The organism is Kaistia granuli DSM 23481 (genome assembly GCF_000380505.1).
In the GTDB taxonomy this organism is placed as follows: domain Bacteria; phylum Pseudomonadota; class Alphaproteobacteria; order Rhizobiales; family Kaistiaceae; genus Kaistia; species Kaistia granuli.
On record NZ_AQYH01000006.1, the window covers coordinates 26292 to 46450 of the forward strand.

General features: G+C 67.0%; 22 protein-coding genes. 12 read left to right on the top strand and 10 right to left on the bottom strand.

Annotated features, from left to right (window positions below; translation table 11 throughout):
- Nucleotides 1-71 precede the first annotated feature (71 nt).
- Complete coding sequence (locus G342_RS0107670; RefSeq protein ID WP_018182538.1) at nucleotides 72-461, top strand: hypothetical protein; 390 nt, start codon at nucleotides 72-74, stop codon at nucleotides 459-461.
- A 47-nt stretch (nucleotides 462-508) separates the two neighbouring features.
- Here G342_RS0107670 and G342_RS0107675 read toward each other — a convergent pair whose 3' ends face one another.
- The 4 genes from G342_RS0107675 to G342_RS0107690 all read right to left on the bottom strand — a co-directional run bounded on the left by G342_RS0107675 (nucleotide 509) and on the right by G342_RS0107690 (nucleotide 2719).
- Complete coding sequence (locus tag G342_RS0107675; protein ID WP_018182539.1) at nucleotides 509-697, bottom strand: hypothetical protein; 189 nt, start codon at nucleotides 695-697, stop codon at nucleotides 509-511.
- Between the two features lie 73 nt (nucleotides 698-770).
- Entirely contained in the window at nucleotides 771-1652 is an 882-nt protein-coding gene (locus G342_RS0107680; protein WP_018182540.1) for a S49 family peptidase, read from the bottom strand.
- On the bottom strand, nucleotides 1649-2488 hold the full coding sequence (locus tag G342_RS0107685) for a tRNA1(Val) (adenine(37)-N6)-methyltransferase (protein WP_018182541.1): 840 nt from the start codon (nucleotides 2486-2488) through the stop codon (nucleotides 1649-1651). Before G342_RS0107685 ends, G342_RS0107680 begins: the two co-directional genes overlap by 4 nt.
- Nucleotides 2489-2491: 3 nt before the next feature.
- Nucleotides 2492-2719 (bottom strand): putative signal transducing protein, encoded by a 228-nt coding sequence (locus G342_RS0107690; protein WP_018182542.1) that lies wholly within the window; start codon nucleotides 2717-2719, stop codon nucleotides 2492-2494.
- A 227-nt stretch (nucleotides 2720-2946) separates the two neighbouring features.
- Here G342_RS0107690 and G342_RS0107695 point away from each other — a divergent pair, with 227 nt between their 5' ends.
- From G342_RS0107695 to moaB, 4 genes are all read left to right on the top strand, one after another.
- Nucleotides 2947-3966 carry a polyprenyl synthetase family protein gene (locus G342_RS0107695; protein ID WP_026304230.1) on the top strand — a complete coding sequence of 340 codons (1020 nt, stop codon included), beginning with the start codon at nucleotides 2947-2949 and terminating at the stop codon, nucleotides 3964-3966.
- 152 nt (nucleotides 3967-4118) lie between these two features.
- Nucleotides 4119-6089 (top strand): tetratricopeptide repeat protein, encoded by a 1971-nt coding sequence (locus tag G342_RS23575; RefSeq protein WP_018182544.1) that lies wholly within the window; start codon nucleotides 4119-4121, stop codon nucleotides 6087-6089.
- Entirely contained in the window at nucleotides 6086-7006 is a 921-nt protein-coding gene (locus G342_RS0107705; protein WP_018182545.1) for a 4-(cytidine 5'-diphospho)-2-C-methyl-D-erythritol kinase, read from the top strand. Before G342_RS23575 ends, G342_RS0107705 begins: the two co-directional genes overlap by 4 nt.
- 71 nt (nucleotides 7007-7077) lie before the next feature.
- Nucleotides 7078-7632, top strand: coding sequence for a molybdenum cofactor biosynthesis protein B (gene moaB / locus G342_RS0107710; RefSeq protein ID WP_018182546.1), 555 nt, complete (start codon nucleotides 7078-7080; stop codon nucleotides 7630-7632).
- Between the two features lie 3 nt (nucleotides 7633-7635).
- Here the strand turns inward: moaB and G342_RS0107715 are convergent, their stop codons facing one another.
- Nucleotides 7636-8226, bottom strand: a complete 591-nt coding sequence (locus G342_RS0107715; protein ID WP_018182547.1) for a glycosyltransferase — start codon at nucleotides 8224-8226, stop codon at nucleotides 7636-7638.
- 112 nt (nucleotides 8227-8338) lie between these two features.
- Between G342_RS0107715 and G342_RS0107720 the strand changes: the two genes are divergently transcribed.
- The 4 genes from G342_RS0107720 (at nucleotide 8339) to G342_RS23580 (ending at nucleotide 12340) form a co-directional block, all read left to right on the top strand.
- A complete protein-coding gene (locus tag G342_RS0107720) occupies nucleotides 8339-9478 on the top strand; it encodes a PA0069 family radical SAM protein (RefSeq protein WP_018182548.1) in 1140 nt (379 codons plus the stop codon).
- Between the two features lie 376 nt (nucleotides 9479-9854).
- Complete coding sequence (locus G342_RS0107725) at nucleotides 9855-10604, top strand: NYN domain-containing protein (RefSeq protein ID WP_026304232.1); 750 nt, start codon at nucleotides 9855-9857, stop codon at nucleotides 10602-10604.
- Between the two features lie 113 nt (nucleotides 10605-10717).
- Nucleotides 10718-11506 (top strand): hypothetical protein, encoded by a 789-nt coding sequence (locus G342_RS0107730; protein ID WP_026304233.1) that lies wholly within the window; start codon nucleotides 10718-10720, stop codon nucleotides 11504-11506.
- Nucleotides 11507-11620: 114 nt separating this feature from the next.
- Nucleotides 11621-12340 (top strand): ribonuclease HII, encoded by a 720-nt coding sequence (locus G342_RS23580; protein WP_018182551.1) that lies wholly within the window; start codon nucleotides 11621-11623, stop codon nucleotides 12338-12340.
- Nucleotides 12341-12346: 6 nt separating this feature from the next.
- On the opposite strand, the gene atpF is transcribed toward G342_RS23580, so the two are convergent.
- The 5 genes from atpF to G342_RS0107760 all read right to left on the bottom strand — a co-directional run bounded on the left by atpF (nucleotide 12347) and on the right by G342_RS0107760 (nucleotide 15046).
- On the bottom strand, nucleotides 12347-12832 hold the full coding sequence (atpF, locus tag G342_RS0107740) for a F0F1 ATP synthase subunit B (RefSeq protein WP_018182552.1): 486 nt from the start codon (nucleotides 12830-12832) through the stop codon (nucleotides 12347-12349).
- Between the two features lie 14 nt (nucleotides 12833-12846).
- Nucleotides 12847-13458: a F0F1 ATP synthase subunit B gene (locus G342_RS0107745; RefSeq protein WP_018182553.1), complete on the bottom strand. Its 612-nt coding sequence runs from the start codon at nucleotides 13456-13458 to the stop codon at nucleotides 12847-12849.
- A gap of 93 nt (nucleotides 13459-13551) precedes the next feature.
- A complete protein-coding gene (locus G342_RS0107750) occupies nucleotides 13552-13779 on the bottom strand; it encodes a F0F1 ATP synthase subunit C (RefSeq protein ID WP_018182554.1) in 228 nt (75 codons plus the stop codon).
- Nucleotides 13780-13842: 63 nt separating this feature from the next.
- Nucleotides 13843-14595 carry a F0F1 ATP synthase subunit A gene (locus G342_RS0107755; RefSeq protein ID WP_018182555.1) on the bottom strand — a complete coding sequence of 251 codons (753 nt, stop codon included), beginning with the start codon at nucleotides 14593-14595 and terminating at the stop codon, nucleotides 13843-13845.
- A gap of 55 nt (nucleotides 14596-14650) precedes the next feature.
- Nucleotides 14651-15046: an AtpZ/AtpI family protein gene (locus G342_RS0107760; RefSeq protein WP_018182556.1), complete on the bottom strand. Its 396-nt coding sequence runs from the start codon at nucleotides 15044-15046 to the stop codon at nucleotides 14651-14653.
- Between the two features lie 230 nt (nucleotides 15047-15276).
- Here G342_RS0107760 and G342_RS0107765 point away from each other — a divergent pair, with 230 nt between their 5' ends.
- The 3 genes from G342_RS0107765 (at nucleotide 15277) to smc (ending at nucleotide 20143) form a co-directional block, all read left to right on the top strand.
- Nucleotides 15277-15783, top strand: a complete 507-nt coding sequence (locus G342_RS0107765; protein WP_018182557.1) for a DUF721 domain-containing protein — start codon at nucleotides 15277-15279, stop codon at nucleotides 15781-15783.
- Between the two features lie 112 nt (nucleotides 15784-15895).
- Complete coding sequence (locus tag G342_RS0107770) at nucleotides 15896-16534, top strand: DsbA family protein (protein WP_018182558.1); 639 nt, start codon at nucleotides 15896-15898, stop codon at nucleotides 16532-16534.
- Between the two features lie 147 nt (nucleotides 16535-16681).
- Nucleotides 16682-20143: a chromosome segregation protein SMC gene (smc, locus tag G342_RS0107775; protein WP_018182559.1), complete on the top strand. Its 3462-nt coding sequence runs from the start codon at nucleotides 16682-16684 to the stop codon at nucleotides 20141-20143.
- Nucleotides 20144-20159 lie beyond the last annotated feature (16 nt).

A 20159-nucleotide genomic window follows, 5' to 3' on the forward strand; every position in this document is an offset into this window, starting at 1 on the left:
GAGGCGCGCGGACGACATGACGTCGCTCCGGGATCGCGTCGCCATCGATGGCAAGCTCGGAGGAGCCCATCATGACGACCCAGACCTCTCGTGCCGCAAAGTCGAAACGCATTTCCTTCACCCTGGCGGCCTTCGCCGTCGCGTCCCTGTTCATCGCCGACATCGCTCCGGCAGTCGCCCAGCAGGCAGCGCCGTCGCGCACGCCCTCGTCGACGGTTCCCGGCGGGCCGGATGGCGGCAATGGGGGTGGTGGCGGCATGCGGTCGATCGCCTGCGGCGAATATGGCTATGCCAACATGCCGTCCGGCTGCCTGACCCAGGCGATGTCCTGCATCTGCCCGAACGACAGCGACCCGAACTATCGGGCGCCATCCAGCTGCGAGGGAATTCAGCGCAATGTCCGGCGCGCCGCCGAGCGGCAATGCGCCATCCACACCGGCGCGATGCGCCGCGTGTTGTAGCCGGGACGCGGAGCACGCGTCCCCTCTTCCGGTAGTGAAAGCGGCCGTCAGCGGTCGCTGGGGCGATAGATGCCTGTCACGGGATCCTGAACGAGCGTCGCCATCGGCCGGTTCGCCATGGCACGCTCGGCCTCCCGCAGCCGAACCGCGACGCGCTCGCGCGTCTTGATCAGGGTCCGGGCGGCGACAACACCCAGCGTACCCAGCAGCGCCAGCATCAGAACCTGAGGCATCATTTCATCCTTCCCTGTCGAGCCGGCGGCTCGTCCGATCCAATTGCCTGAACACCGACGACGGATCGGCCCGCGACTAGAGCCCGTACCGAGCCCAATGCGCGCGTTCTTCCAGCGTGGAGACCGCACCTTCCACCATATTGGCCGCAATCGCGGCGGAGGCAAGGCCACCGGGGCCGCCACCGCCGAACCGCGCCAACACGCCGCGCTTCGGCGCGATCAGCGCCATCCGCATCTTGTCGCCGAAACGGCCGCGCAAATAGGAGCGCAGATCGCCGATCCGGTCGACCAGGCCGAGCTCCAGCCCCCGCGTCCCCGACCAGAAGGCACCGGAGAACAGCGTCGGATCATCCGCCAGCCGCTCGCCGCGCCGCGACCGCACCAGGTCGATGAACATGTCGTGCACATCGCGCTGCAGCGACTTCAAGTGCTGGATGTCGCTTTCCTTCTCCGGCTTGAAGGGATCGAGCATCGCCTTGCTCTCGCCAGCGGTATAGACGCGGCGCTCGACGCCGATCTTCTCGATCAGCTTCTCGAAGCCAAAGCCGGCCGAAACGACGCCGATCGAGCCGACGACCGAGCTCTGGTCGGCGATGATGACGTCGCCAGCCAGCGCGATCATGTAGCCGCCGGAAGCCGCGACATCCTCGACCCCGATGATCACTTCCTTCTTGTTCTCTTCGGCGAGCGCGCGGATACGCTTGAAGATCTGATGCGACTGGACCGGCGAGCCGCCGGGCGAGTTGATCAGGATGGCCACCACCGGCGCCTGCTTGTTGGCGAAGGCGCGGTTCAGCTGCGCGGCGACACCGGCAAGTGTCATGCCGGTTCGAAGAGGCGACACCGCGCCGATCACGCCGGACAGGCGCACGACGGGAATGACGATCTCCCCCTTGCGGAAACGCGCCGGAAGCAGCTTGAGGAAGGATTGCTTGAGGTCCTGGATCACGGTGATCAAACCTTCATGAGGGGATCGGCAGTGGTCTCGCCCCAACCGGGGTCGGACCAGACGGGATGGATGTCGGCGAGCGAGGCGCCGTCGCGCAGGATGGCCGCGACGCCGGGAAGGAACGGGGAGCCGGAACCGCCATGCAGGACCAGGCCCGGCAACAGGCGCATCGCTCCCCGGCTCGCCTTGACGCCGCGCACCAGCACGCGGGTCGCCGGCTCGGCGGAACGGGGATGCAGCGGCAGGACGGCGAGCGCGCCGAAGCGGCCGTCACAGGCGGCGAGAATGGCCGGCAGTCGATCGGCAGGCAGGATCGCTGCCAGCGTGCCCTGCGAACGGACGAGCGCGGCGGCGGCGCGAAACCAGTCGTCCAGCCCGCCATCGGCGAGCACATGGGCGCGAGCGCGAAAATCGTCCGGCGAGGCGCGGACGCGGCCGCGGTCGTGAAAGGGCGGGTTCATCAGCGCGTGATCGAAGCTTTCGGGTATCAGGCCGGCCGCCTTGCGGGTTTCGCCGGCGAGCAGATCCGCGACGACGACATCGACCCTCGCCGCGAAGGCGGCATTGGCCGGCCGCTCCAGCGCCGAGCGCGCGCAAGCGGCGAGATCGGCCTCGCGCTCGACCAGCACGATATGCGCCCGAGCTGCGCGCGCCGCCAGGGCAAGCCCGGCGACACCGGCCCCGGCGCCGAGATCGACGACGCGGCCCCGGACGCTAGGACCAAGGGACGCGGCCAGGATGACGGCGTCGAGGCCCGAACGATGATGCCCGCGCGCCGGCTGGACCGCTTCCACCCGGCCGCCGAGGAACGCATCGATCGTCGTCTCGAGGCCTGTGTCGAGCATCGCCTAGGACTCCTCCGGCAGTTCGCCGCCAATGCCCGCATCGGTCAGAAGCTTGCGCGCATCCTGGATCTCGTCGGCAAGCACCAGGATGCGCCGCGGCAGCACGCCGAGCGACCCTTCCATGACACTCATGTTCTGATCGACGACCAGATGTTCAATGCCGGCGTCCTTCAGGAGTGCCTCGACGAAGGAAATCATGACGATGTCGTTGGTGCGGATGAGCTCTTCCATATCCCCTCAAGGGCGGTTGCGGACGATGATCGGTGCGGTCGAGCCTAAGGCCGGGCGGGCGCGGCGGCAATGATGCGCGGAGTACCGCGCCGGGAATCATCGCAACGCAGCAATAAAGTGCCCCGTCGGCGCCGTCAGGGCCGTTCTGAGCCATCGTGTCACTTGTTCCGATCCCCCCGGCCCCCTATTGTCGCCCGCGAAACAGAGGCGAACCGGGAGCGTTGCCCGTGGGATTGGTAGTTCCGCTCGACGAGAGCAAGAAGAAGGGCGCAGCCCGGATCGAGCCTCTCGTCGCGCTTGTATCGGCCGACATGGAACGGGTGAACCAGATCATCCTTTCCAAGGCCGGATCCGATGTCGAGATGATCCCCGAGGTCGCCCAGCATCTGATCTCTTCGGGCGGCAAGCGGCTGCGGCCCATGCTGACGCTCGCCGCGGCGCGCATGTCGGGCTATGAGGGCGATGGCCATGTGAAGCTCGCCGCCAGCGTCGAGTTCATGCATACGGCCACCCTGCTGCATGACGACGTGGTCGACGAGAGCGAGCTCCGGCGCGGCAAGCTGGCCGCGCGCATGCTCTGGGGCAACCAGGCCAGCGTATTGGTCGGCGATTTCCTGCTCGGCCAGGCCTTCCGCATGATGGTCGAGGTCGGCTCCATCGACGCGCTCGACGTCCTGTCGACGGCCGCCACCGTGATCGCCGAAGGCGAGGTCATGCAGCTTTCGGCCGCCAAGAACATGGCGACGACGGAAGAGGAATATCTGGCCGTCATCAAGGCAAAGACCGCGGCGCTGTTCGCCGCCGCCGCCGAGGTCGGACCGATCATCGCCGACAATGACAAGGTTCGCCGCGAGGCGTTCAGCGATTACGGCACCTATCTCGGCCTCGCCTTCCAGCTGATCGACGACGCGCTCGACTATGGCGGCAATTCCGCCGATCTCGGCAAGAAGGTCGGCGACGATTTCCGCGAGGGAAAGATCACGCTCCCCGTCGTGCTTGCCTACCGGCGCGGCTCGGAGAGCGAGCGCGCCTTCTGGCAACGCACGCTGGAAAAGGCCGATATTCAGGACGGCGACCTTGATAAGGCGATCGCCATCCTGCGCTCGCACCGGACGATCGAGGATACGATCGAACGCGCGCGCCAGTTCGGCGAGACCGCCCGCCAGGCGCTCGACGTGTTCCCGGATACGCCCTGGAAGGAAGCGCTGCTGGAAGTCATCGACTTTTGCATCGAGCGGGCGCACTGATAGTCCGACCTGCGGAGGCGCCAGCGGCCCTCCCGCAGACGCATCGCTTCGGCCGGAGGCCAGCTTGCGGGGTGGTCCTAAAAGCGCCATCCTCTTTGCCCAGCCTCGGAACCGAGGTTCTATACCAACCCACGGTATCAGACAGGATTCCGATGCACCGCACGCTGACATCGCTCGTCCGACCGCTTCGCTCCGTGGCGGTCTGTTTCGCATTGCTGGCCAGCACCAGCCTGATGGCCGGCGCCGCGGCTCAGGCCGAGACGTCGATCTCGGACCTTCTGGACGACGCCATGCCGACCCTGACGGGCAGCTATCTGGCGGCGCTGAGCGCGACCAATGCGCAGGACTATGATTCAGCGGTCCTCTTCTTCGAGGAGGCCCTGAGCCAGGATCCGGAAAATCCGATCCTGCTGGAGCGCACCTTCACGCTGCTTCTGGCGAATGGCGAGATCGAGCGCGCGATCCCGCTGGCCGAAGAGCTGGTCAAGCTCAACCCCGACAACCGGATCGGACGGCTGGCGCTGGGCGTGAAGGCCCTCAAGGCCAAGAAATACGCCGAGGCCGGCAAGCAGTTCGGCCAGGGCGACCGGGGTCCCCTCGCCAACATCTCGTCCGGCCTGATGTCGGCCTGGGCGGCGGAAGGCCAGGGCCAGACCGACGCGGCGCTGAAGATCGTCGACACGCTGCAGGGCCCCGAGTGGTACTCGGTGTTCAAGAACTTCAACATCGCGCTGATCAACGCCAATGCGGGCCGCACCGACGCGGCGCTGGCGGCGATCACCAAGGCCTATGAGGCCGAGGGCGGTTCGATGCGCGTCGCCGAGGCCTATGCCCGGATGATGGCGCGGGCCGGCAAGACCGAAGAGGCGAAGAAGGCCCTCGAAAGCTTCACCAAGAACAGCGTTGGCCATCCGGTCATCGCCGCGCTGCTGGCCGAGGTCAATGCCGGCAAGAAGCCGGCGCCGCTCGTGCGCAATCCGCAGGAAGGCGCCGCCGAGGTGCTCTATGGCCTCGGTTCGGCGCTCGGCGGCGAGAATGGCGGTTCCGACCTCGCTACCCTCTATTTGCGGCTGGCGCTCTTCCTGCAGCCCAAGAACGAACTCGTGCTGATGGCGCTCGGCGACCTGACGCAGAATGCCCAGCGTTTCGAGCGCTCGATCCCGATCTTCGAGCAGGTGTCGAAGTCGTCGCCGCTGCGGCGCAACGCCGAACTGCAGATCGCGCTCAGCTATGATGCGATCGGCAAGCATGACGACGCCGCGAAGCGGCTGAAGCGCCTGATCGCCGCCAATCCGCACGACATCGACGCGCTGACCACGCTCGCCACCATCCACCGCACCGGCAAGCGTTATGCCGAGGCGGCCGCCATGTACACCAAGGCGGTCAACTCGATCACCGACGACCATGCGCGCAACTGGCTGATCTATTTCTTCCGCGGCATCGCCTATGAGCGCGCCAAGCAGTGGTCGAAGGCCGAACCCGACTTCCTGAAGGCCCTGGAGATCACCCCGGACGAGCCGCAGGTGCTGAACTATCTCGGCTACAGCTGGATCGATCGCGGCCTCAATCTCGACCGCGCGACGGAGATGATCAAGAAGGCGGTCGAGCTGCGGCCGAACGACGGCTACATCGTCGACAGCCTCGGCTGGGCCTACTACAAGCTCGGCAAATACGAGGAGGCCGTCGGCCAGCTCGAACGCGCCATCTCGCTGAAAGCAGACGACGCCACCATCAACGATCACCTCGGCGACGCCTACTGGAAGGTGGGACGCAAGCTCGAGGCGACGTTCCAGTGGGCGCATGCGCGCGACCTGAACCCGGAGCCGGCCGACAAGGAGCGCATCCTGGCCAAGCTCGCCAAGGGCCTCGACAAGGTCGAGGAGACGCAGGTCGCCTCGGCCTCGACGGATACCGCCACCGACGGCAGCGCCGGCAATCCGGCGACGGGCGAGCAGTTCACGATCGAGGCTGGCGACAGCCTTTGGAAGGTCGCGCTCAAGGTCTATGGCGACGGCGAGCTCTACAGCCGGCTGATCGACGCCAACCGCGACAAGCTGCGCAACCCGAACAACATTCGTCCGGGCCTCGTCATCGACATTCCGAAGCTCGACACGGCGCAGTGACCAAGACGATCGGCAAAGCGCGCGACGCCGCTCCCGGCGTCGTGCTTGGCGCCGAGTTCGCCCCGGCGAAGATCAACCTCGCCTTGCACGTGACCGGCCGACGGGCCGACGGCTACCACACGCTCGACAGCCTCGTCGTATTCGCCGCCATCGGCGACACGATCGAAGCCACGACCGCCCCTCGCGATGCCGCGCCGACGCTCGAGATCGACGGCCCGTTCTCGGATGGGCTCGACGCCGGGCCGGACAATCTCGTCCTGCGCGCCGTGCGGGCGCATGCGGCGATGGGCGGCCATGTCGAAGGCCTTCATCTGCGGCTCGACAAGCAGCTTCCGGTCGCCTCCGGCATCGGCGGCGGCTCGGCCGACGCCGCGGCGACGCTGCGGCTGCTGGCGCGCCTCGCGCCCCTTCCCTCTGCGTCCACGGACCGGCAAGGAGCCGTCGCGGCCACCCTCGGCGCCGACGTGCCGATGTGCCTGCGCTCGACGCCGCTGCGCGCCACCGGCATCGGCGAGGTGCTGACCGCCGTCGCCGGCGTGCCACGGCTGCCGATGGTGCTGGTCAATCCGCGCGTCGCCGTTTCGACGCCGGCCGTGTTCCGGCGGCTCGACCGCGCCGACAATTCCGGCCTGCCCGCATTGCCGTCCGCCTTCGCCGATGCCGGCGCGCTGGCCGCATGGCTGCGCGCGACCCGCAACGATCTGGAAGCGCCCGCCATCGCCGCCCTCCCCGTCATCGCCAAACTCGTCGCCGCCGTCGGCGCCACGGAGCACTGCCTGCTGGCCCGGATGTCCGGTTCCGGCGCTACCGTCTTCGGCCTGTTCCCGGACGATGCAAGCACCGCCCGCGCCGCCGAACGCCTCGCCGCGGCGCATCCCGAGTGGTGGATCGTCGCGACCCACTCAGCCGGCAGCTAGCCCGCTTTCCTCCCGGCCCGGCACGGACTATGTCTCGACTAGCGACATCTAGCAGGACGAGGACATCCGCCATGGCCGCCACCGACGAGAGCCTGCCCTTCATCCCCGTTCGCTTCGCCGTGCTCGCGGTCTCCGACACTCGCTCGCTCGAGGATGACCGCTCCGGCAGGACCCTGGCCGAGCGCATCGAGGGGGCCGGCCATGTCCTGGCCGAGCGCGCCATCGTTCCCGACGACGTCGAGGAGATCCGCACCATCGTCTCGTGCTGGATCGACGATGACGGCATCGACGCCATCATCACCACCGGCGGCACCGGCTTCACCGGCCGCGACGTCACGCCCGAGGCCATCGAGCCACTGTTCGAAAAGCGCATGGACGGCTTTTCGGCCGTCTTCCATCGCCTGAGCTACGACAAGATCGGCACCTCGACGGTGCAGTCGCGCGCGACGGCGGGCGTCGCCAACGCGACGTTCATCTTCGTGATTCCGGGATCGCCTGGCGCCTGCAAGGATGCCTGGGACGGCATCATCCAGGTGCAGTTCGACTATCGCAGCCGGCCGTGCAACTTCGTCGAGATCATGCCGCGCCTCGACGAGCATCTGAAGCGGGGCAAGCTGAAGGCCTGAGGATCAGGCGCCGGCGCCGCGCGAAATGGCGCGCGCCCGCAGGAAGGAAAGCCGGCCCCTGCCAATGCGACGGCCGAGATCGCTCTCGGCGAGCCGGGCTCCGCCGCGGTGGCCGCCGACGGCGCGATAGAGGCTCGACGGGACGAGAAGGCCCTGCTCCGGCAGCGGCGCCGCCAGCAGCTTGGCGCGCAGCACGGCGACCAGTTCCCGCAGGCGCGACTGCCAGCCGAAGCCGGCATGGGCGAGCCGGAACGAGGCCGCCCGCGACGCGCTGCCCGCCATCGCCAGCCGATCGATGAAATCGCGCGCCTCGCGCTGCCAACCCGCTTCGAGCATCACGTCGGGCGACAGGAACAACAGCCAGTCCGAGCGCGCCATTGCGGCCCCCTTGGCCAAATCGGCGCCCCGCTCGCCGACGCCTTCGACGATCTTGCAACCGGCCGCGTCGGCGACGGCGATCGTGCCGTCGGTCGAGCCGCTGTCGACGACGATCACCTCGCGCACCATGCCGTCGGCCGCGGCCGGAACGAGCGCCGCCAGCGCATGCGCCAGCGCCAGCTCGTCATTGCGGGTTGAAAGGATCACGCTGATCATTCCTTCGATCTTAGCGACAATTTTTGCGACTGCGAGATGAAACAGGCGGGACGTTCCGTCGCAACGTCATGTGTTCTTGTTTTGTTCTCGAAAGGCGCGTATGAGTCTTGGCATGTCGCTCGCACGCTCCCTCCCCCCGCATCTCGACCCGCTGCTGCTGCAGACGGACCCGGCACTTGCCGCGTCGATCGATCCTGACCGTCGACGCGGCCGCGGCGCCCAGAGCAACAGCTCTGGGCGCTTTGAGCGCTTCCAGTCGATCCCGTTCGACGATGGCTGGCAGACGCTGGACGAGCTGCCGCCGTTCAAGACGGAAGTGCAGCCGGAAAAGGCACGGACGATCATCACGCGCAACGATTCGCCCGATCTCGCCTTCGACCGGTCGATCAATCCGTATCGCGGCTGCGAGCATGGCTGCTCCTACTGCTTCGCCCGGCCGACGCACGCCTATATGGGCTTGTCGCCCGGCCTCGATTTCGAATCGAAGCTTTTCTACAAGCCGGACGCCGCGAAACTTCTCGAGAAGGAGCTTTCCGATCCGGCCTACAAGCCGCGCACGATCGCCATCGGCACCAATACCGATCCCTACCAGCCGATCGAGCGCCAGCACCGCATGATGCGCGACATCCTGGAAGTGCTCGACCGGTTCAACCACCCGGTCGGCATCGTCACGAAGTCGGCCCTGGTGCTGCGCGACGTCGACATTCTCAGCCGCATGGCCGAACGCGGGCTCGCCAAGGTGGCGCTGTCGATCACCACCCTCGACCGCAAGCTGGCGCGCGACATGGAGCCACGCGCCGCGACGCCGGGCCGCCGGCTCGATGCGCTGCGGGGTCTCGCCGATGCCGGCGTCCCGGTCGGCGTGCTGGTCGCCCCCATCATTCCGGCGCTCAACGATGCCGAGATCGAGCGCATTCTCGACGCGGCGGCGGCGGCCGGCGCCACCGAGGCCGGCTATGTCCTGCTGCGCCTGCCGCTCGAAGTCAGCGAGATCTTCAAGGAGTGGCTGCTGCGTCACTACCCCGGCCGCTTCCGGCATGTACTTTCGGTGCTGCGATCGATGCGCGGCGGCAAGGACTATGATTCGACCTTCGGCAAGCGGCAGCGCGGCGAAGGTCCCTATGCCTGGCAGATCGGCCGCCGCTTCGAGATCGCGGCGCAGCGGCTCGAGCTCAACCGGCGCAATCTCAAGCTCCGCACCGACCTGTTTTCCCCACCCGTTCGCCAGCCGGCCCAGCTCAGCCTGTTCTAGGGCCCGTACTCCATTGGAAACGAGGCAGCGCTTGATGGAAGCCGGGTCAGTTCCAGGAGATGATGGCGACGTTGGGCCTCACCCAACGAGACGGCAGCGACGCCGAAATGGCCCGGTTTCGGTCAAGCCCTCCGGGTTGGGCGAAAATCATGCGCCAGTGCGTCGCCGATCCGCGCCGATGGATAGCCATCGCTGTGGTCGGCTCCTGCCTGCGCAGGATTTTGGCCCAAAGCTGCCCCATTTCCAATGGAGTACGGACCCTAGCCCGGCAGCCGCCGGAACGCTTCTGTGCTAACAAGGAGGGATCTGGCGCGCATGTGGCAGGCGCCCGGCGCCGGCATCGCATGCCGCTCCCCTGCTGCGATCGGAGTGCAAATTGGCGGATCAACTTCCCGGAGCCACAGCGAAGCTCGCTTTGCTGATCGACGCCGACAATGTTCGGGCCGACTTCCTGCCGATCATCATCCGCGAGGCCTCGACCATCGGCCGCGTCGTGATTCGTCGTGTCTACGGCCATTTCGCCTCCAGCGCGATGAACCAGTGGCAGCCGCTGCTGCATTCCCATGCTCTGACGCCCGTGCATGTGCCGCCGGCCGCAGTCGGCAAGAACGCCACCGACATGAAGCTCGCCATCGAGGCGATGGACATGCTGCACGAGAAGGGGCTGGACGGCTTCTGCATAGCCTCCAGCGACAGCGATTTCACCACGCTCGCGAGCCGCATCCGCGAGGACGGTCTCGCCGTCTATGGCTTCGGCGAGCAGAAATCGACCAAGCCCTATGTCGCCGCCTGCGACCGCTTCTTCTATTGCGACCTGCTGCTGGCGGAAGAGCGCCAGACCGGCGGTCCGGCCAAGACGGCGAGCAAGGCCCCCGCGAAGTCGGCGCCGCGCTTGCCGCGCGACGAGATCTTCGCGGCGATCGAGGACGTGTCGGGCGACGACGGCTGGGCGCATCTCGGGCCGGTCGGCACCATCCTGTTCAAGCGCATGCCGGATTTCGACCCGCGCAATTTCGGCTTCCGCAAGCTGGTCGACCTAATGGAGACCGTGGCCGGCGTCGAGGTCAAGCGGGTCGATCTGGAGGCCGGCGGCAAGGCCGTGATGATCCGGCTGAAGGTCAAGTAGCCGATCCGCTGCGTCCCAAAAGCAACGTCGCCGGATAAAGACAATCTCGGCCTTGTGCAGCTTCCGCTACGTTCACTAGAACGGGACGACAGCATTCATTCATGAGGGTCGCCGTGCTCAAGGCCGCACAGTCCGAACTCGACTATCTGGTCAGCCACATCGCCCAGGCCGTGCGCTCGGCCGCGTCGTTCGACGATCCGTTCTATCATCTGGTCCTCGACGGCATTTTTCCGCACGACATCTACGCCGAGATGCAGGAGCTGATGCCGTCGGCCAACCATTTCCGCGCCCTGGCAGGGCGCGGAAATGTCAACATCCGTACCGATGGCAGCGCGACCCGCGTCAAGGTGGACCTGTTCCCGGAATATCTGCGCCACCTTGAGGGCCGGCGGAAGGCGATCTGGAACCTGGTCGGCGCCGCGCTCTGCGCGGAGCCGGTGCGCGACGCCTTCGTCGCGCGGCTGGAGCCGGGCCTGAAGCGCCGCTTCGGCAATGCCTACAAGCCGAGCGACTTCTTCCCGATCCCGATGCTGACCCGCGACACGTCCGGCTATCGCATCCCCGAGCACACCGATACGCGCTGGAAGGGCATTACCGTCCAGCTCTATCTGCCGCGCGACGAGCAGTTGAACGGCGTCGGCACCGTATTCTCCTCGCGCGAGCCCGAGGGCGGCTTCACGCGCGTCAAGCAGATGGATTTCGTGCCGAACCACGGCTACGCCTTCGCCGTCGGCGACAACACCTGGCATTCGGTCGACCCAACCGGCGTTCTGCCGACCTCGCGCGACAGCATCCTGCACACCTATTTCGTCGACCAGACCGCCTTCGAGAAGGCCCGTAACCGCGGCAAGCGCGTCGGCAACTTCCTGAAGAACGAATTCCGCCAGCTCGTCGGCAGCTGAGCTCGACCCGTCTCGCGGCACGCCAACGGATCGCGGCGGATCAAACCGCCGCACCCACTTCGAAAGCGGCGCTTGCCGCTTGCAATCAGCAGGCCGGTCGGGGATTTTCCGGCCATGGCACGCCGCACCGCAAACGAATCGCCGCTCCTGTTCGAGCTCCCGCCCGTCCCCACCGACGCGATCGAGCGACGGCTGCGCCGAAGCGGCCTGAAGGCGATCGCCGGCGTCGACGAGGCCGGCCGCGGGCCGCTGGCCGGGCCGGTGGTGGCTGCCGCCGTCATCCTCGATCCGAAGAACATTCCGGACGGGCTGAACGATTCCAAGAAATTGACGGCGCCGGCGCGCGAGGCGCTGTTCGAGCAGATCATGGCATCGGCGCATGTCTCGGTCGTCGCCGCCTCGGTGCTTCGGATCGACACCACCGACATCCGCCAGGCGACGCTGTGGGCGATGACGCGCGCCATCGCCGGCCTGCCCCATGCGCCGGATCTCGCCATCATCGACGGCAACGACGTGCCCCCCGCCCTCGCCTGCCGGGGCGAGGCCTATGTGAAGGGCGACGCCCGCTCGGTCTCGATCGCCGCCGCCTCGATCATCGCCAAGGTGACGCGCGATCGCATGATGGTACGAGCCGCGGCGCATTTCCCAAATTACGGCTTCGAGCGCCACATGGGTTACGGCACTGCCATTCACATGGCCGCGCTGACGACGCTTGGCGCCTGCCCGCTGCATCGGTCCAGCTTCGCGCCGATCCGGGCGCTGCGCACAAACGAAAACGCCGCCGGCAGAGCCGACGGCGTCATTTTTCCGATCGAGGAAATCCTCGTCGACTGAACCGGCCTAGTTGAGGCGGTTCTTGACGTCGGCGATCGAGGCGGCCACCAGATCGGCACCAGCCTTGCCCGCGAGCTTGGCCGAGAGGATCTTCTCTGCGGCAGCAATCGAGACATCGGCGGAAAGCGCCTTCACTTCCTGCAGAGCCTGGTGCTCGGCCTGGGTGATCTTGTCCTCGGCCATCTTGGTGCGGCGCGTGACGTAATCTTCCATGTCGGCTTTTGCCACCTCGGCCAGGGCAACCGCTTCGCGGCGGGCCTTGTCGATGATGGTCTGTGCTTCGGTCTCGGCGTCGCGAGCCCGCTTCTGATAGTCAGCAAGCAGCGCGGCGGCTTCCTCACGAAGGCGCTTGGCTTCGTCGAGGTCCTTGGCGATGCTTTCGGAGCGGGCGTCGAGCGCCTTGCCGATCTTGGTGTGCACGCCGACATAGACGAGCAACACGAAGAAGAGGATCAGGCCGACAAGGGCGAAAAAGGAGGCATCGATTGGCATAGGTCGCTCGCCCCTTACTTCGTCGCCACGGCGGAGACGGCCTTGGCCACCTCGTCCGGGCTCGGTTGATGTCCGCTCAGCGCGGCGACGACAGCAGCTGCCGTCTCCTCGGCGATGGCGTTGACGTCGCCAAGAGCCTTGGCCTTGATTTCGCCGATACGGCCTTCGGCCGCCTCGAGCTTCGCGGCGAGCGAGGCTTCGATGTCGGCACGCTGCTTGGTAGCAGCAGCCTTGGCCTCGTCCGTGCTGGCCTGGGCAATGGCATGAGCCGCGCTCTTCGCATCCGCGAGAGCCTTCTCATAAGTGCCGAGAGCCTTGTCGGACTCGATACGAAGACGCTGGGCTTCTTCCAGATCACCGGCGATCCGCTGTGCACGGCCTTCGACGATCGTGCTCAGACGCGGCACCAGAACCCGCTTCATCAGCAGATAGAGCAAGCCGAAGAAGACGACATACCAAAGGATCTGCGACGGGAATTTCTGCGTATCGAAGGGCGGGAAAGGTGCCTTCCCCCCTGCCTCGTGCCCGACCTCGGTATGTGTCTCAGTCGGCGCCGGCGGAACGTCGGCAGAAGCCGGCGCGGGCGCGGCATCTTCGGCGTGGGCAGGCGAGATGAACCAAGTCATCGAAGACCCCAGATCGTAGAACAAAACACATGCGACGGCACGAGGCCGCCGCATGAGGCTTCACCCGGCCGCCTTGCGGCGGCCTTGAAGGGATCAGACCACGAAGAGCAGGAGCAGCGCGACCAGCAGCGAGAAGATGCCGAGTGCTTCCGTCACGGCGAAGCCGAGGATCAGGCGGCCGAACTGGCCATCAGCAGCCGACGGGTTGCGCAGGGCGCCCGACAGGTAGTTCGAGAAGATGTTGCCGAGGGCGAGAGCCGTTCCGGCCATGCCGAAGCAGGCAAGACCAGCACCGATGAACTTTGCAGCTTCCGCTTCCATTTTAATGCTCCTTGAAGACGTAATTTCGGGTTGGAAGGACGTGTAACTTCGCCGACCTGCTGATCAATGCCCGGGATGGAGGGCGTCGTTCAGATACATGCAGGTAAGGACCGTGAAGATGTAGGCCTGGAGGAATGCGACCAGGAATTCGAGGGCCGTGAGGCCGACCGTCATGACCAGCGGCAGGATCGCTCCACCGACGCCGATCGCGCCGAGACTGGCCATGCTCGCCACAAAGCCGGCAAACACCTTCAGGGTGATGTGGCCGGCAAGCATGTTGCCGAAGAGACGAACCGAGAGGCTGATCGGACGCGAGAGGAACGAGATGACCTCGATCGCGGAAACCAGCGGCACGACGGCCATCGGGACGCCGCTCGGCACGAACAGGCCGAGGAAGCCGAAGCCGTGCTTGGCGAAGCCGTAGCCGACCACCGTCAGCATCACCGTCATCGACAACAGGAAAGTGATGATGATCTGGCTCGTCGCCGTCATGAAATAGGGGAACATTCCGAAGAAGTTCGCCACCAGGATGAACATGAAGAGCGAGAAGACCAGGGGGAAGAAGCGCATCCCCTCCTTGCCCGTGCTCGACCGGAGCGTGCCGGCGACGAATTCGTAGGCGAGTTCCGCAACCGACTGCAGGCGGCCGGGGATCAGGCTGTTCTTCGCGGTCGCGAGGTAGAGGAAGCCGGCGACGATCGCCACCGTAGCACCCATCGCAAAGGCGGAGTTGGTGAAATGGAACTCCGTGTCCCCGATCGTGCCGATCTGGAAGAATTCCTGGATGTGAAACTGATGGATCGGATCGTTAGCCACCGAGCCCGCCTTCTTCGCCTGAGTCTGACCGAGGCCTATGCCACGACCTTAAAACTTACTTCGCCCGTTTGCCCTTGGACGACACCTGCCGCGCCTCGGGCTGTGCAACCTTGCCGACCGATCGCAGGACGTTAAGAACACCTGCGACGAACCCGAGCAAGAGGAGAATGATCATTCCCCACGGTGACGTGCCCAGCCAATAGTCGAACAACCAGCCGAGACCGGCGCCGACGATCACACCCGAGACGAACTCGCTGACCACCCGCAAGGCCACGCTCATACCCTGAGCATTGACGCGCGCGGAGGGATCATCCGCTTCCGCCCGTCTTGCCTCGCCATGTGCCTTGTCGAGCTTCTGACTGAGCGCACGCAACCTTTCGGACAACGCAGCTTCGTCCTCGGCCATCCGCCTGATCTTCTCTCCGTCACCCGGCGAACCCGTGTCGCTCATCGCGTCATCCCTGCCAAGTGACGGTAAAGCCTCTCAAAGCCTCATGCCGCCCCCGAAACCGCGCGCACCATAGTGAGGCCTCCCCACTGTGTCAAGAAGCCGTGAACGCATCATAACTACTTGATTTTATTAGAGTTTACGTGAGCGGAAGTGAGACATTTTGGCCAAATGGGCGAATCCTTGACGAGCACGGCGTTCACAGCGCCCGGCCGTCATGCGACAACAGGGCCATGAGCGACAGCAAGAACAGTAAGGTCAATCGCGGCCCCCGGTCCATCGGCGCGCTGATCGGCAGCGTGATCGCCCCTGTCTGCGCCAAGCGCGGCTTCGCGACGGCGGACCTGATCTCGGCCTGGGCCGATATCGTCGGTCCCCGCTACGCCACCACGACGCTGCCGGAAAAGCTGACCTGGCCCCGCCGCGACCAGGCGAACGCGCCGGGGGGTGCGACACTGGTGATCCGTGTCGATTCGGGCATGGCTATCTATCTCCAGCACGAGACGGGCGTGCTGCTCGATCGAATCAACGGCTTCCTCGGCTTCGGCGCCGTGGCGCAATTGAAGATCGTGCAGGGGGTCGTTTCGCGTCCGGCGCCCCGGATCGTGGCGCCGCCGCCGCTGACGAAGGTCGAGGAGGAAGAGGTCGCCTCGACCGTCGCCTCGGTGGAAAGCGATGGGTTGCGCGAGGCCCTCGCACGGCTCGGCCGCGGGGTCTATGGTTCCGCCAGACGGCCGTGAGGTCGGGCGGGCTGACAATCGCCGCAATTGGTCGGATAAGTTTCGCGCAAAGCGTGTCAATCGCTCCGCCGTTCCCCAAGGGGCCGCGCGGCGCCCAAGGAGAACAGGAACCGTGACGTTCAATCGCAGACAGTTTCTCGGCCAGGTCGGAGCCGGCTCGCTTGCCGTCGGCGCACTCGCAATGCTGCCGGGCGCCGCTCACGCCGCCGGCGAGACGGTTGATGTCGCGGAGCTGCTGAAGCCCGGCCCGCTCGGCGACAACCAGCTCGGCGATCCGAAGGCCGCGACCAGCGTGGTCGAGTACATGTCGCTGACATGCTCGCACTGCAAGCATTTCCACGACACCACCTGGAAGCCCTTCCGCGAGAAGTATGTCGACACCAACAAGGTGAACTTCATCCTGCGCGATTTCCCGCTGGATCCGCTGGCGACGGCGGCGATCATGCTGTGCCATGCCGCCCCCAACAACAACTTCTTCCCGATGGTCGACCTGCTGTTCGCCCATCAGGAAAAGTGGGCGTTCGTCGAGGATCCCGTCAGCGCGCTGCTGGCGCTGTCCAAGCAGGTCGGTTTTACACAGGAGACTTTCGAGCTGACCTTGAAAAACCAGGCTCTGCTCGATGGTGTCAACGCGGTGAAGGAGCGTGGGGCGACCGTGTTCGGCGTCAACTCCACCCCGACCTTCTTTATCAACGGGGCCAGGCATCCGGGTGCACTCACGTTCGAGGAAATGGAAAAGCTGCTGGCGTAACCACGCCGGCTTCCAGCCGACCGGCATCGTGACGGCGCGCCCGCGCCGCCACGGACCGGGCCTCCATTCCCTGTCACCGGATTCCCCTCCCCCGCGGGGGAGGGTTCATCGCATGTCTCTTCGTCTCTCCAGCGCCGGTTCCGCGTCATGAAATTCACGCGGCTCCGCGTTCACGGCTTCAAATCCTTCGTCGAGGGAACGGACTTCCTGATCGAGCCGGGGCTGACCGGCGTGGTCGGGCCGAACGGCTGCGGCAAGTCGAACCTCGTCGAGGCGCTGCGCTGGGTGATGGGCGAGAGCTCGTACAAGAACATGCGCGCGTCCGGCATGGACGACGTCATCTTCGCCGGCAGCGGCAAGCGCCCTGCCCGCAACATGGCCGAAGTGACGCTGGTCGTCGACAATCATGACCACAAGGCCCCCGCCGCCTTCAACGATGCCGACGTGCTGGAAGTCACACGCCGGATCGAGCGGGAATCGGGCTCCGTCTACAAGATCAACGGCAAGGACGTGCGCGCCCGCGACGTCCAGCTGCTGTTCGCCGACGCTTCGACCGGCGCCCGTTCGCCCGCCATGGTCGGCCAGGGTCGGATCGGCGAGCTGATCTCGGCCAAGCCGCAGGCGCGCCGCGCGGTGCTCGAGGAAGCGGCCGGCATCTCCGGACTCTATTCCCGCCGCAACGAGGCGGAGCTGCGCCTGCGCGCCGCCGAGCAGAATCTCGAACGGCTCGAGGACGTGCTGTCCGAGCTCGAGAGCCAGCTCGAGGCGCTGCGGCGCCAGGCCCGCCAGGCCAACCGCTATCGCAATCTCTCCGCCGACATCCGCAAGACCGAGGCGACCGTCCTCTATCTGCGCATGCTCGCCTCAGCGGTTCAGATGCGGGATGCGGAGGCCGCGTTGCAGGCTGCCGGCGAGACGGTGGTCGCGCGCAGCGAAGCGCAGGCCAAGGCCGCCCGCGACCAGGCGGTCGCGGCCAGCGTCCTGCCCGGGCTGCGCGAGGCGGAAGCTGCCGCCGCGGCCGGGCTGCAGCGCATGACGCTCGCCCGCGACGCGCTCGACAGCGACGAGCGGCGGATGAAGGAACGGCTGGTCGACCTCGACCGCCGTCTGGCGCAATTGAATGAGGACATCCTGCGCGAACAGCGGATGGTGAGCGAGAACGCCGCCATCCTCGAAGGGCTGGACCGCGAGGAACAGATCCTGCGTCGCGACGAGACGGAAGCCGTCGGCCGGCAGGCGGAAGCGGACACCGCGCGCGGTCTCGCCGAAGCGAAGCTCGCCGAAACGGAGCGCAAGCTCGCCGAAGCGACGGCGGCGCACGCGGCGATCGCCGCGCGAAAATCGGAGCTCGAGCGCGCCCACCGCGAATCCGGCGAACGCACCGTGCGCGCACGCAACCAGCTCGCCGATGTCGACCGCGAGCTGATCGCGCTCGTGCGCCAGATCGCCGAACTGCCGGGCGTCGCGCCCGCGCAGGAAGCGGTATCCGCCGGCGAAGCGGCCGTCGCGACCGCCGAGGAAAAGGCGCTCGCGGCCGAGCGGCAATCGGCGCTCGCCCGCGACGCCGAGACTAGCGCCCGCGCGCCGCTGGCCGAGGCCGAGCGCGCGCTATCCGGCATCGAGACGGAAGCGCGGACTCTCGCCAAGATTCTCGGTTCCGGCGCGCCGGCCGGCAAGCGGCCGCCTCTGCTCGACACGCTGACGGTCGCCAAGGGCTATGAGGCGGCGCTGGCCGCGGCGTTCGGTGATGCGCTCGACGCGTCCGACGATGGCGCCATGGCCGCGCATTGGCGCGGCGTCGCACCGCTCGGCGACGATCCCCAACTTCCCGCCGGCGCCCAACCGCTGGCGGCGAAGGTCAAGGCACCGGACCTTCTGGCGCGGGCGCTCGCCCAGACCGGCCTCGTGGCGCGCGACCAGGGCCAGGCGCTGCAGCCACAGCTCCGCACCGGGCAACTGCTCGTTTCGCGCGAGGGCGATCTCTGGCGCTGGGACGGCTATGTCGCCACCGCCGAGGCGCCGACGGCCGCCGCGATGCGGCTTGCCAACCGCAACCGGCTGGCGGAACTGGAAGAAGCCGCGATCGGCGCCCGCGCCCGCGTCGCCGAACAGCAGTCCATCCTGGCGCAGACAGCCCTCGCCGCCCGCGCGGCGCAGGAGCAGGAACGGCTGGCACGCGACGCCGGCCGCGCTGCCCAGCGCACGCTCGACGAAGCGCGCAGCCGCCTCGCCACGGTGGAACGCGAGGCGGGCCGCCTGACCAGCCGGCGCGGAGCGCTGGAGGAATCGCGCGAGCGCATGGCTGCGAGCGTCTCCGAGACCGACGCGCAACGCATCGAGGCAGAGACAGCGCTGGCCGCCGCCGCCGATCCGCTCGCCGCGCAGCAGGACGTCATGATCCTGCGCGGCGCCGTCGCCGAGGAGCGCGGCGCGCTCTCCGAAGCTCGCGCTGCGGCCGACGGCCTGACCCGCGAGACCGATATCCGCCGTCGCCGGCTCGCGGCAATCGCGGCCGAGCGGCAGAACTGGCAGGAGCGCGCCACCAACGCCGACAGCCAGATCCGCATTCTCGCCAGCCGACGCAGCGAGATCGAGACGGAGCGGAGCGGCCTTGCCGACGCTCCGGCCGAGATCGAGCAGAAGCGCCGCACGCTGCTCTCCGAGATCACCAAGGCGGAGGCCGGCAAGCGCGACGCCGCCGACGCGCTCGGCCAGGCCGAGGCGACGCTGGTCGCCTACGACAGGGCGTCGCAGGATGCCATGACGGCCTTGTCCGAGGCGCGCGAACAGCGCGGACGTGGCGAGGAACGGCTGAAGGCGACGCAGGAACGCCGGCTCGAGATCGAGGCGCGCATCCTCGAAATTCTCGACTGTGCGCCGCATGAAGTGGTGCAGCTCGCCGAGATCGATCCCTCGGCGCCGATGCCGGATCTCGGCCAGCTGGAAACCCGGCTCGACCGGTTGCGGCAGGAACGCGAGAAGCTCGGCGGGGTCAATCTGCGCGCCGACGACGAGGCCGTCGAGGTGGCAGCCCGGCGCGAGGCGCTGATCAAGGACCGCGACGACTTGATCGAGGCGATCCGCCGGCTGCGGCAGGGCATCGCCAGCCTCAACCGCGAGGGCCGCGAACGGCTGCTCGCCGCCTTCGACGTCGTGAACGGTCATTTCCAGCGCCTGTTCACGCATCTGTTCGGCGGCGGCGCGGCCGAGCTGCAGCTGACCGAATCGGACGATCCGCTCGAAGCGGGGCTCGAGATCATGGCGAGCCCGCCCGGCAAGAAGCAGCAGCCGATGACGCTGCTTTCCGGCGGCGAGCAGGCGCTGACGGCGCTGGCGCTGATCTTCGGCGTGTTCCTGACCAATCCGGCGCCGATCTGCGTGCTCGACGAGGTCGACGCGCCGCTCGATGACCATAATGTCGAGCGCTTCTGCAATCTGCTCGACGAGATGGCCCGGACGACCGACACGCGCTTCGTGACGATCACCCACAATCCGATCACCATGGCGCGGATGAACCGCCTGTTCGGCGTGACGATGGGCGAGCGCGGTGTCAGCCAGCTGGTGTCCGTCGACCTGGAGACGGCCGAGCAATATCGCGAGGCGGGCTGAGCGCCTCGTCCACCAC

Coding starts and splice junctions, on each gene's coding strand:
- G342_RS23580 (WP_018182551.1), top strand. CDS start 11,621: ATGGCACGCCGCACCGCAAACGAATCGCCGCTCCTGTTCGAGCTCCCG.
- G342_RS0107750 (WP_018182554.1), bottom strand. CDS start 13,779: ATGGAAGCGGAAGCTGCAAAGTTCATCGGTGCTGGTCTTGCCTGCTTC.
- G342_RS0107760 (WP_018182556.1), bottom strand. CDS start 15,046: ATGAGCGACACGGGTTCGCCGGGTGACGGAGAGAAGATCAGGCGGATG.
- moaB (WP_018182546.1), top strand. CDS start 7,078: ATGGCCGCCACCGACGAGAGCCTGCCCTTCATCCCCGTTCGCTTCGCC.
- G342_RS23575 (WP_018182544.1), top strand. CDS start 4,119: ATGCACCGCACGCTGACATCGCTCGTCCGACCGCTTCGCTCCGTGGCG.
- G342_RS0107720 (WP_018182548.1), top strand. CDS start 8,339: ATGTCGCTCGCACGCTCCCTCCCCCCGCATCTCGACCCGCTGCTGCTG.
- G342_RS0107685 (WP_018182541.1), bottom strand. CDS start 2,488: ATGCTCGACACAGGCCTCGAGACGACGATCGATGCGTTCCTCGGCGGC.
- G342_RS0107670 (WP_018182538.1), top strand. CDS start 72: ATGACGACCCAGACCTCTCGTGCCGCAAAGTCGAAACGCATTTCCTTC.
- G342_RS0107745 (WP_018182553.1), bottom strand. CDS start 13,458: ATGACTTGGTTCATCTCGCCTGCCCACGCCGAAGATGCCGCGCCCGCG.
- G342_RS0107765 (WP_018182557.1), top strand. CDS start 15,277: ATGAGCGACAGCAAGAACAGTAAGGTCAATCGCGGCCCCCGGTCCATC.
- atpF (WP_018182552.1), bottom strand. CDS start 12,832: ATGCCAATCGATGCCTCCTTTTTCGCCCTTGTCGGCCTGATCCTCTTC.
- smc (WP_018182559.1), top strand. CDS start 16,682: ATGAAATTCACGCGGCTCCGCGTTCACGGCTTCAAATCCTTCGTCGAG.
- G342_RS0107690 (WP_018182542.1), bottom strand. CDS start 2,719: ATGGAAGAGCTCATCCGCACCAACGACATCGTCATGATTTCCTTCGTC.
- G342_RS0107675 (WP_018182539.1), bottom strand. CDS start 697: ATGATGCCTCAGGTTCTGATGCTGGCGCTGCTGGGTACGCTGGGTGTT.
- G342_RS0107715 (WP_018182547.1), bottom strand. CDS start 8,226: ATGATCAGCGTGATCCTTTCAACCCGCAATGACGAGCTGGCGCTGGCG.